The following is a 10,580-nucleotide window of genomic DNA, read 5'->3' as shown; positions in this document are numbered from 1 at the left end:
TCCTTATCCAGCAAGGGGATCTTTTGCAGGTCTTCGATCCCCCTGAAGGTGGAAGTATCCAGCCCAATTTCGCGGAACAGCTCGCGATAGTACGGCACATATTTTCCGGCATAGACGACAATCTCTTTCAGCTTGGCATTCTGGTAGTCAAGTACCTGCTGGCGGTTCCAATGCTGACTCTTTTGATAAAACAGATACCGGCGGAGTATTTCCGGGGCTTGCGTAATGTGGTTTGGCAGCTTCATCGTTTTTCCATCTAGTGGCCAAGCTTTTTGCGCCTGGCCTCAATCAAATCATGCCGGTTAAGCACTTTCTTGGCAGCGATCACCATGGGCGGACCGATGAACTTTCCGTTTTTGACCGCCACCCCTTTCCCCTCTGCCTGGGATTCATCATAGAGGCGCAGCATGTCCACGGCATCGTCATATTCCTGTTGAGTGGGTGAAAAGTACTTATGCACCAGAGGCAACTCCTTGGGATGCAGCACCAGCATGCCCTCAAAGCCGAGGTTTTTGGCCAGGATGAGGTTTTGTTCCAGGTCTTCCAGATCGTGCACGTTGATGTGCACTGTATCAATGGGAATCACTTTATTAGCCCTGGCTGCCAAGGCAATCAGGGCCCGGGGCGTGAAAATGCTCTGCCCTTCAAGGTCATGGATTCCCTCCAGGTCGCTAACAAAATCTTCACAGCCGAAGGCTATGGCCACCACCCTTTTTGATGCTCGGCAAATGTCTTGGGCGTTTACAACCGCACCGGCAGTTTCTATCAAAGGGATGATTTTGAATGTTCCCACCGGGATTTTCTTTTCGTATTCAATGGTCTCCAGCAATTTATCGAAGAAATAAACGTCCTCGCCGGTGCGGGATTTCGGGTACATGAAGCCGTGGATGCCATCAATCGTCAGGGCTTGCACGTCTTTAAGCAGATGGCCGCTTTCGCGGTCGTTCACCCGGGGAAAAACGTAGTAATTCTTTAGCCGGCCGGAGCTTACCCATTCGAAAATGGTCTTGCGGGCAATGGGTTTGTTGGCTTCCGGCTGCACGGAATCCTCAAGGTCCAGCAGCAGCACGTCGGCTTCGCTCCTGGCGGCGCTAGTGAGCAACTTTTCATTGTGCCCGGGCACGAACATCAGGCTGCGCATGATGATATCTGTCATCTCAAGCTCCTTTTTTGGCGATCAGGACGTGGCGGCGGAACCTCAGCACCGGCTTGCCGTCCTGGTTGAAGGCTGTGGTTTCCACATAGATGATGCCGCGGTCGGGTTTTGAGGACGAAGGCCTGGCTTCCAGGACTTCTGTTTGGGCATAGATCGTGTCGTTGACAAACACCGGACCCAAATGATCCACCTTTTCGTATTCCAGGTTGGCAATCGCCTTGCCGCTGATATCCGGAACCGTCATCCCCACCACAATGCTAAAGACCAAAGTGCCCACAACCAAGATCTGCCCGTGTTGGCTCTTTTCAGCGAAGTCCCGGTTCGTGTGCAGGGGATGGTGGTTCATGGTCAGCAGGCTGAACAGGTTGTTGTCGCTTTCAAAAATCGTTTTACTGGCAGAATGTCTGATGATATCGCCAGCTTTGAAGTCCTCGAAATAATGGCCGATGGGGCTGGGTATCATTTCTCCTCCTCCAAAAGACGGATCAGGTATTCACCGTATCCGCTTTTTCTGATGGGCTCAGCCAGGCAACGTAACTGCGTTTTGTCTATGTAGCCCATTCTATATGCGATCTCTTCTATGCAACTGATCTTGAAGCCCTGGCGCTCTTCGATTATCTCCACGAACTGGGATGCCTGAAGCAATGACTCAAAAGTACCGGTGTCCAGCCAGGCTGTGCCGCGGCCAAACACTATAACTTCCAGCCTGCCTTGTTCCAGGTATGCCCTGTTCACATCCGTGATCTCATACTCGCCGCGGGCTGAAGGCTTGAGCTGAGCAGCTATTTCCAGCACGCTGTTGTCGTAGAAATAAAGTCCCGGCACCGCGTAATTGGATTTTGGCTGCTTTGGTTTTTCCTCCAGGCTGATGGCCCGGCGCTGTTCGTTGAATTCCACCACTCCGTATCTCTCTGGGTCACTTACAGGATACGCAGTAATGATCGCTCCCTGGGGATCAACGCATTTGCTAAGCCTGGATTGAAGGTCCGCGCCATAGAATATGTTGTCGCCCAAGATCAGGCAGACGTTGTCCTCGCCAACAAAATCGGCTCCGATAACAAAAGCTTGGGCCAGGCCGTTCGGCACCTTCTGAACTTTGTATTCAAAGCTCATCCCCAGTTGAGAGCCATCGCCCAAAAGCTTTTGAAATCCTGCCTGGTCTTCCGGAGTGGTGATGATCAGTACTTCCCTGATGCCAGCCAGCATCAGGGTGGAAAGGGGATAGTAGATCATCGGTTTGTCGTAAACCGGCATCAGCTGCTTGCTGATTGCAATCGTGAGAGGATGTAAGCGGGTGCCGGATCCTCCGGCAAGGATAATCCCTTTCATTTCAGACTCCTTTTCATACTAAACATCAATCGAATCATACATATCATTTTAAAACCTCTATATGTGAACTTGTCGTTGTCCATCAAATGATACTCATAACTTAATCACTAATTGAGTTGTATACCGCAATTGGCAACAGGCTGGTTCCTTTTGGGCAAGTATATCACTCTTTGATAGACTGGAGCATAGTCGAGGTTGTCAAATATTATCGCATCTATATCGGTGGCTTTCCAGTAGCTCAAGGTGGCGTCAAAATCTTTGGATTGAGTCATTAGGGGTAATACCTTGATCGCGTATCCCGTGCGCTGATAGAAGTTGTTGTTATTAATTGTTGGTTGGGTAACCCCTCCGTACCACGCACCGGATAAATCTATACTCACCGGATTCTCAAAGAAATTGTTGAACTGGATGGGGATTTGGGTTCCAGCGCAAATGATGGCGGTTTCATTCTGGTCAAAATTGTTGTTCTCGATTATGTGGTAAAAAGTACTAAACGAATAAATGGCATTGCTGTTGGAGATGAAGTAGTTGTTTTTGATCCTGATTGCCTGACCCTGGGTGCGCAAGCCATTCAAGCAGTTGTAAATGACGTTGTTCTCCAAGACGTGGTTGATTGTCGGGCTGTTTACCCCTTGGTCATAAAAAACGGCTTTGGAAGCCATGCTGTCAAACGAACAATTGAGAATGTTTGTCCGGGGTGCCCCGGCATAGATTCCATCATCGGAGAGCCGGAAATAGCTGTTCGAAACCGTGCAGTCATTGCCCAACAAAGATATTCCGGTAGTTGCGCCCCAACAAAACATGTTATGAAGGGACTGATTGTTAGAATATATCCTGATTGTGTTCCACCGGTAATACTCGTCTGATCGCGACCCGGTATCCAGAGGAGAAAAATGGGTATAACCGGAATCTATATCTGATGTGATCTCACCGAAAATGCTGATCTGCACATTTCGGGCAAGATTTATCCGCGAGTTGCCCAAGAAGGAGCAACTTCCGACTATGGAAACATCGTTCAGGGCTTTGTAGGTATGGTCTTGCTTGAATGTTATGGGCGAATCAATATAAGAGCCCAACGTAACCAGCGGGTACATCGTGAAATTCACAACGCTGGTTTCATAATTCTTTGCAACGTTGATACGGTATCTGAATACAGTCCCCCAGCCATCTTTGCTGCCAATCAGGTTATATGATCCGTAGGGAACTTCTTTGAAGACATAGTTACCTGCCGCGTCTGTCGTTGTAGAAAATACTGGTTCTGCGGCGGTAGGGTCGAAAGCAAGCTTCTGATCCAAGGTCACGCCAATTCCTGGATAAGCCCCGTTGAGCCTGACTAAGGTAGTGTCCAAGCCTGCGGTTTGATACAATGAAATCGTAACACCAGTGAAATCAATCGGATCAAGACCGGAATCGGCTGTGTCGTTCTCCAAAATTACTGAGCCCGAAATGGAACCTGTGTTTGGCTTGGTGCACGATTTACAGCTGGTCAGTCCCAACAAGGCAATCAACACCGTGATCAAAAACAGCCATTTTCTGTTCTTGCCAGTACATTCTGAGCTATAGGTTTTCATATCCACCTCGTAATTAACTGCGAATTGTTTGCTTAGGTGGCAATCATCCCTCTAAGCATTGGTCGAGCCATATAGACCTGCATGGTTCTGACTGGATTCTTGATCACAGTACCGATCCGCCTGCGAGCCAACAATGTTAGTAGCTTCCATGGCTTCTTTGAGATTCGGATTCATCAAAAACATCACCCTGTATAACTTGGAGTTTCCCATGCTCCATGAAACTGTGAGCTACTTGTGATAGTTCCTGATGAACTCCTCCACCTCCGGCAGCCCGCCCTGGAAGACGAGGTAGCCGTTGTATGGTTCGCCGGGGGTGATGTCTCCGGCGATGGGGGTCAGCATCAGTTCGCGCACTTTATCCGGGTTAGTGGACTGTCCCAAAGCCCAGCCCAGTTTGATGTAGGCGACTTCCGGCAACAGGTTTTCGCCCGGAACGATGCCCATGCTCATCAGGTCGCGGCCAGTATCGTAAACGAACATGTGCACAAAGCCCCAGAGGGTCTGCACGGTCATGTAGATATGCACGCCTTTGGCCACGGCGCGCTTGATGGCGGGATAGACGGGTTTGTTGACATGCCCCAGCCCGGTGCCGGCAATCACGATGCCCTTGTAGCCGTTATCGGTGAGGGCATCGATGATGTCCGGATGCATGTTTGGATAGTAATAGACGATGGACACCCGCTCTTCGAAAAAGGGCAGCACTTTTACTTTGTTGTCTGAGCGGCGCTTGTTGTAATCCCTTTTGATGGGGATTACGGCTTCCCTGGTCACGCGGGCAATGGGAACGTCGCCGATGGTGCGGAAGGTGCTGCGGTAGGAGGAGTGCATCTTGCGCACCCGGGTGCCCTGATGCAGTAAGCCGTATTCATCACTGGTGGGACCGAACATGCAGACCATCACCTCAGCTATGTCGGAATGCCCGGCAGTGAAGGCAGCGTGCATCAAATTCAGCGCAGCGTCGGAGGAGGGACGGTCGCTTGAGCGCTGGGAGCCCACCATCACCACGGGAATGGGCAGGTCTTGCAGCATATAGGAAAGCGCCGCCGCTGTGTGGTGCATGGTGTCGGTGCCGTGGCCGATGATGATGCCCTGGGTACCTTTCTCCACCTCCTTGCCTATGGAGACGGCCAGTTTCTTGTACTGTTCCGGACCCATGTTTTCAGAAAAGACGGCGAACAGCTTTTCAGTATCCAGATTGCAGATTTCCGCCAGTTCCGGAACCGCGCCATAGAGTTCGCCGGGCGAGAAAGCCGGAATCACTGCCCCGGTGCGATAATCGAGCCGGGAGGCAATGGTACCGCCAGTGCCGAGCAGCTTCACTTTGGGCAATCCCGGCGTGAAAGGAAACTCTTTTTCTGGAATCTTGTAATGCGCTTCTTTGTAGCCGGTCTCCTGCATGCCCAGAATGGTGTCCACATCGATGCCGACGTTGTATCCGGTGGCGAGTTTGATCACGATGTGGCTGTCGTCGTCATTCTCGCTGCGGGGCAGGATGATACCCTGGAAGGTGCCGCGGGTGGTCTCCACTGTGGTGTCGCCCCAAACTCTGGCTTGAAAGCTTTTCAGCACCTCGAGGGCGCGGCCTTTGTAGCCTTTGAATAAATCAAGCATCTATATATCTGTCCACAAGTTACACGAATTCACACAAATAAGTAATTACAATAAAATGCGTTCATGGGTCAGGCCTGTGACGCCAAAGTTAACTAAAAGCCCCAATTTCAGATGAGAAGCTTTAAGATAATTGAGAATTTGCGCCATATGTTCTTTGTTGATGTGGCTTAATGTCTTCAGCTCAACGATAATGCTCTTGTCAACTTTTTATGTTCGAGATAGAGCAAGCCCTTTGTAGAATACAACATATTCTTTTTCGCGTTCAAAAGGGATATTCCGATGCTTGAACTCAATTGCCAGAGCTTCTTGATAAACTGGTTCCAGAAAACCGCAACCCAAGGTTCTGTGAACTTCCCTACACGCGCCCAATATCTTGTAACACTCATCTTTATAAAGTATGTCCAGCTCCATATCGATCACGCTCAGCTCTTATGTTTATTAACATAAATTCGTGTCAATTCGTGCAATTCGTGGACAATTCTTTTTGGATGGCCAGATATAGCTCAGACAGGGGAATGTTACCCAAAGCCATTTTGCGGAGCCGGCCCATTATCCAGTGCTGGATAGCATCCGGCTTTTTCAGACCGCGCGTTTTTGCACGTGGCCACATGGCTTTGAGTAGCGGAATCTGTTCCAGGATTCCCGCTGCCGGGATTTCCTTGTAGCCAAGAACCTCCAGCACCGATGAAAATTGCATGTTCGGGTGCTCATACAGGACTTTCAGCATCTCGGGCAGGATATCCGGCTGCAGCTTGCGTTTTTTAACAAAGATCAGCAGGTCCTCCACCCTTTGGTGGTCGAAGGGCAGGGGATCGCGGCCTTGCATTCCTTTCAGCAGGTGCGCATAGAGCAGCCCCAAGCGCTTGGGCTCGATACCGTGCCTGGTGGAAAGCTCTTCCAGCACCGGCATCAGGTTGTTGCGCAGCAAATAGGTGTAAGCGTCGGCGGGAATGCCCCAGTCCGCCAGCTGCTGCAGCCTTGTCGAAAGATCCACAGGAAGGCCCTGTCGTGCGGATTCGATCATTTCTTCGTGGACCGGGATCGGCGCGGAATCTGTATCCGGATACATCCTGTCCGCGCCAGGCAGCACACGTTCAAAGAGCGTGATTCCGTCCGGCAGGGATTTGCGGGTCTCGTTGGGCACGCCGACAAATGCAAGCTGGCAACGTTCCTCAATGGTCTCCAGGGCAGTTTTGATATCTTCGTCCGGTGCCCAAAAAAGGAGTTGCGCGTCATTGTCCGATGCTTTCAGTTCGGCGCGGAGTCTGGACCAGTCTTTTGAATCCAGAGAAGCCTGGACTACGGGTTCTTCAGAAATCCGGTTCTCTTTTTTGCCCGAATCACTGCCCGTGCCTCGCCCTAATCCAGCTATCTCTTCAGAGTGGAACATGTTAGGCCGTTCCAGGCAGGCGATCACTTTCAGGCGGTCAGAGATCTCATCTGCGAAACAGCGTCCGGGTTGGTTAAAGAAGCTGAGGATGCCGGCAAAATGGGGCAGATTGACCGCGATCAGCTTCCAGCCAACGCTTCCGGACTTTTTAAGCAGAGGGATGTGGCGCCAGTCGGCCGGGTCCAGAAAAGTATGAGTCAGCTTCCATTTCGCCGGGTCGGCCACCCGTTTCAGCAGTTCCTCGCGGACAAGTAGCAGCGATTTCTGACGGAAAGCCTCGTTGTGCGTGAGTTTAGGGATCCAGGAGATGTGGGCCACACCCTTGATCTCGACCCTGGTGCCGCCCTCAATTGAAACATTCACATCTTCGCGGGCCGCGCCTATCCCGGTGCGCACAAGACCTGAGCTGCGGGCGATAAAGCGGATGTTCTGAGCCGCCTCAGCCGCTTCCCAGGGCGTTTCCATATCCGGATAGGTGACAGTTTCGATCAGCGGCATGCCAAGGCGGTCGGCAAAATAAACCCGGGTATGGCGAAAATCGGACACTTCGCGGCAACTATCTTCCTCCACGGAAAACTGGATCACTTTGATGGTTTTGTTGGAGATGGGAAATTCTCCCTCGATGCCGAGGATGGTAGTGCGCTGAAATCCAGTGGGGATACTGCCGTCAAGATACTGCTTGCGGGTGATGTGGAGTTCGCCTACGATCTTCATTTTCAGCAGCAGGGCGATCTTCATTGCCTGCTTAAGAGCCTGCCGGTTCAGCGGAAAAGGAGGGGTGTCGTCAACTTCGTAGGTGCAGGCGCTGTCGTTGTTGATGCGGTAGATTATCTTTTTCCGCGTCTTGAATTCCATCAGGGCGGTGCCGTCATACTCGCCCAATTCAGACAAAGTGGGCCTCATATGACGCACGATTTCGGCGTCAAAATCATCAAAATCGTGATACTTGCCTGCGGGGCAGCGGCAGAAGAGTTTCTGGGAGGTGTTCAGTTGCTGGTGAACTTCCAGACCGCAACGGAAACCAAGCTTCCGCCAGGTCGCTTGCACGGCGTCCGGAAGGCTGACCCAGCCGGTGTTTGCCCGGCTAAGCAGCCAATTTCGTTGGTGAGGGTTGTCCAATTAAGGTCCCTAATATGTAATGTGAGACGTCACTTTCCAGAGGTGTGCCTTTTTTGTCCAGCATTATTTCACACCCTTAACCAAGGCTGCAAAAAGCCTCAGGAAGCCGTTTTCCGCCAGCTTGAACCTAAGCCGCCAAGTCCCATTGAATTAGGCTCAATGAAAGGCTTGTATGATTTGGAACAAAGCAGATTATCAGGTTTCTCAGACTCTATATGTCTGAATGGGGTTGAACTTCATCACAAGGCTCCTGGAATCCAGGCCGGAAAGGTTTTATAATCGATTGAGACACCAGCCCCCGAGCTGCTCAGAGTATAATGTCTCCACGAACCAACAACTCCTTCATATCCACACTTGCCACCACCAGCTTAACCGACGCCCGCAGCGGCAAATCCTCCTCGCAACACAGCTCCAGCCGTTTTTCCCAGCGGCTGAGCTCCATCAGCCAGCCTTGTTTCACCCGGCGCAGCGGCACCGCATCAAGCGGCTCGCCAAGGTGTTTTTGCTCCAGCCAGCGCAGCAGCCAGTAGCGTTCGCTGCGATGGGCGACAGCCCGTAGCAGTTGCAGGCGTTTTTCGATGCTGAAGATCAGTTCCTCAAGGTCCTGGCGCGAAAAGCATTGCCCATTTCCCGCCAGCAGCGCTGAAAACTGAGCCTGGTTCACTATGTCAGTGAAGCGCCGGATGGGTGAAGTGGCGTGCAGATAAGCCTGGACGCCCACTCCGGGGTGGAATTTTGCCTCGGTGGAGAGATAGGCCTGGATACCGTAATTATCTGTATCATTGTCGTCTTCGGACCACTGGGTAACATTACGGTAGATCAAAGGCAGGCCACTTTGGCAGGCGCGCTCAGCCATCAGGCGGTTGTAGAGGATCATCAGCTCTTCGACTACGAACCGTGACAGGCTGAGATTATCCTCCCGCTGCATTACAACATCACCGCCAATAACCTTTAGATTCCAGCTGTAGCGAGGCTTACGTTCCTCGCTCTCCCCCACCCTGGCGTCGCGAAGTTTGCGGCAGAGTTCCAACAGCGGTGAGCGTTCCTGGCAGCGCAGCATATTGTCAAAGTTTTCATAGCTCAAATTCTTCTTTACCCGCAGCCAGCCGCGACGCCAGGAGCAGTCAACTACTCGTGCCTCACGGTCAAGCTCCACCCGCAGCGAAAGCACCGGCCTAGCCTCGCTTTCAAGCAGGCTGAAAGCACCGCCGGAAAGCTCCACAGGCAGCAGGGGAACGGTTTGAGAGGGCAGATAAAGCGAAGCCACGCGGTCTTGGGCTGCGCGCCAAAGCTCACCATGCAAAGGAATGCAAGCCGCCACGTCGCTGATGTGAATGCCCAAACTCCAGCCGGAAGCGGTTTCCTGCCAGTCGATGGCGTCGTCCAGATCACCGGAGTCCTCCGCGTCGATCGTGAAAGCTTCAAAACCCTCCGGTTCGGTTTGTTCCGGAGTTGCCGCCCCGGAAGCCAGTCCGGATGAGAAAGAAATAGGAATCCCGCTGGCTGCGGCAACTGGATCAGTGTCCGGTGTAATATCGCCCAAAGCCAGGCGCAAAGCGTGGACCGACCTTTCCAGGTTCCGTCCGCCAGCTCGTAGTATTCTGGCCAGGTCTTTCGGCTCTCCGGAGATAAGCAGTGCTCGAGATTCAGCAGCGAGCTGCCTCTCATCCTCAGCTCCAGTCCCAAACTCAGGTGCTTTTTTGTGCTGCATTCCAGATTCTGCAGTTTCTAGCCGTTCCAGAAAGTCAGCCACCGCGTCCAGATACCTTGTGCGGGCCGCCTCCTTCTCTTTTTTTTCCAGAAAAGCCGCGGTCTCTTCCTCGTCGCGTGCTCGCCACACACCTTTTTTCATCAGGTAGAGGTCATCACGCAGGCGAAGATGCTTGAAAAGGGCAAAACGGCAGAAATCGGAAAGGCAGCCGACAGCCTCGGAAGCCTGATCAAAGCTGAAGGGAGCCGGCAAACGGGCAAGTTGGGCCGGAACGCCTTCACTTTCCAGAAAACCCAGGGATTGTTCCATCATATCGATAAAAGTGGAAAGTGTGCGTGTTTCAGCAGGCAGGAAAGTATCCAAGGAAGCCAGCGCGATACGATCGGTTGGAAGCAGATACTCGGCGCCTTCAGTATCCAGAACCCGCAGGCGGTTGCCTTCCGCGGAGCCCACAATGCCCAGGCAGAGCTCGGCCTGATGGTAAAAAAAGACGATGGTACCCGCTGCGTAAGTGGCCATAAAATCCTTTATAAATGGCGCCCCAAGGATGATTCGAACATCCGACCAACGGTTTAGGAAACCGCTGCTCTATCCCCTGAGCTACTGGGGCGCGAATTCAGAGGTTAAATTTCAGGGAGGCCTGATTTTGTCAAGTTTTGCATTGACAAAAGCCCGGCCTCTGCGGAAAAGGGT

At 52.1% G+C, this 10,580-nt stretch carries 8 protein-coding genes, 1 tRNA gene and 1 pseudogene; all 10 read right to left on the bottom strand.

From position 1 onward, the window contains the following. The coding region (locus tag GX466_08120; GenBank protein ID NLH94160.1) for a phenylacetate--CoA ligase at nucleotides 1-245 on the bottom strand (245 nt) is incomplete at its 3' end. Nucleotides 246-256: 11 nt separating this feature from the next. Continuing rightward, complete coding sequence (locus GX466_08115) at nucleotides 257-1,156, bottom strand: CoA ester lyase (GenBank protein NLH94159.1); 900 nt, start codon at nucleotides 1,154-1,156, stop codon at nucleotides 257-259. A gap of 1 nt (nucleotide 1,157) precedes the next feature. Next, nucleotides 1,158-1,619 carry a MaoC family dehydratase gene (locus GX466_08110; GenBank protein ID NLH94158.1) on the bottom strand — a complete coding sequence of 154 codons (462 nt, stop codon included), beginning with the start codon at nucleotides 1,617-1,619 and terminating at the stop codon, nucleotides 1,158-1,160. Further along, nucleotides 1,616-2,485, bottom strand: coding sequence for a glucose-1-phosphate thymidylyltransferase RfbA (rfbA, locus tag GX466_08105; GenBank protein ID NLH94157.1), 870 nt, complete (start codon nucleotides 2,483-2,485; stop codon nucleotides 1,616-1,618). Before rfbA ends, GX466_08110 begins: the two co-directional genes overlap by 4 nt. Before the next feature lie 107 nt (nucleotides 2,486-2,592). Then, nucleotides 2,593-4,056: a hypothetical protein gene (locus GX466_08100; GenBank protein ID NLH94156.1), complete on the bottom strand. Its 1,464-nt coding sequence runs from the start codon at nucleotides 4,054-4,056 to the stop codon at nucleotides 2,593-2,595. A gap of 228 nt (nucleotides 4,057-4,284) precedes the next feature. Next, complete coding sequence (gene gatD, locus GX466_08095) at nucleotides 4,285-5,667, bottom strand: Glu-tRNA(Gln) amidotransferase subunit GatD (GenBank protein ID NLH94155.1); 1,383 nt, start codon at nucleotides 5,665-5,667, stop codon at nucleotides 4,285-4,287. 45 nt (nucleotides 5,668-5,712) lie between these two features. Beyond that, nucleotides 5,713-6,078, bottom strand: a pseudogene (locus tag GX466_08090) (GxxExxY protein). 43 nt (nucleotides 6,079-6,121) lie between these two features. Continuing rightward, nucleotides 6,122-8,176: a Glu-tRNA(Gln) amidotransferase subunit GatE gene (gene gatE, locus GX466_08085; protein ID NLH94154.1), complete on the bottom strand. Its 2,055-nt coding sequence runs from the start codon at nucleotides 8,174-8,176 to the stop codon at nucleotides 6,122-6,124. Nucleotides 8,177-8,483: 307 nt separating this feature from the next. Beyond that, complete coding sequence (locus GX466_08080; protein NLH94153.1) at nucleotides 8,484-10,406, bottom strand: RNB domain-containing ribonuclease; 1,923 nt, start codon at nucleotides 10,404-10,406, stop codon at nucleotides 8,484-8,486. Between the two features lie 15 nt (nucleotides 10,407-10,421). Beyond that, nucleotides 10,422-10,497 (bottom strand) — tRNA-Arg (locus GX466_08075). Between the last annotated feature and the right edge of the window lie 83 nt (nucleotides 10,498-10,580).

Source organism: Candidatus Cloacimonadota bacterium, from assembly GCA_012516855.1.
Classification (GTDB): Bacteria; Cloacimonadota; Cloacimonadia; order Cloacimonadales; family Cloacimonadaceae; genus Syntrophosphaera.
Note: the sequence above shows the minus strand (reverse complement) of the source record. Positions and strands in the feature narration are given on the sequence as shown.

Bases quoted from the DNA above. Each gene is read 5' to 3' on its own strand.
- GX466_08080 (NLH94153.1), bottom strand. From the start codon at position 10,406: ATGGCCACTTACGCAGCGGGTACCATCGTCTTTTTTTACCATCAGGCC.
- gatD (NLH94155.1), bottom strand. From the start codon at position 5,667: ATGCTTGATTTATTCAAAGGCTACAAAGGCCGCGCCCTCGAGGTGCTG.
- GX466_08110 (NLH94158.1), bottom strand. From the start codon at position 1,619: ATGATACCCAGCCCCATCGGCCATTATTTCGAGGACTTCAAAGCTGGC.
- GX466_08100 (NLH94156.1), bottom strand. From the start codon at position 4,056: ATGAAAACCTATAGCTCAGAATGTACTGGCAAGAACAGAAAATGGCTG.
- rfbA (NLH94157.1), bottom strand. From the start codon at position 2,485: ATGAAAGGGATTATCCTTGCCGGAGGATCCGGCACCCGCTTACATCCT.
- GX466_08115 (NLH94159.1), bottom strand. From the start codon at position 1,156: ATGACAGATATCATCATGCGCAGCCTGATGTTCGTGCCCGGGCACAAT.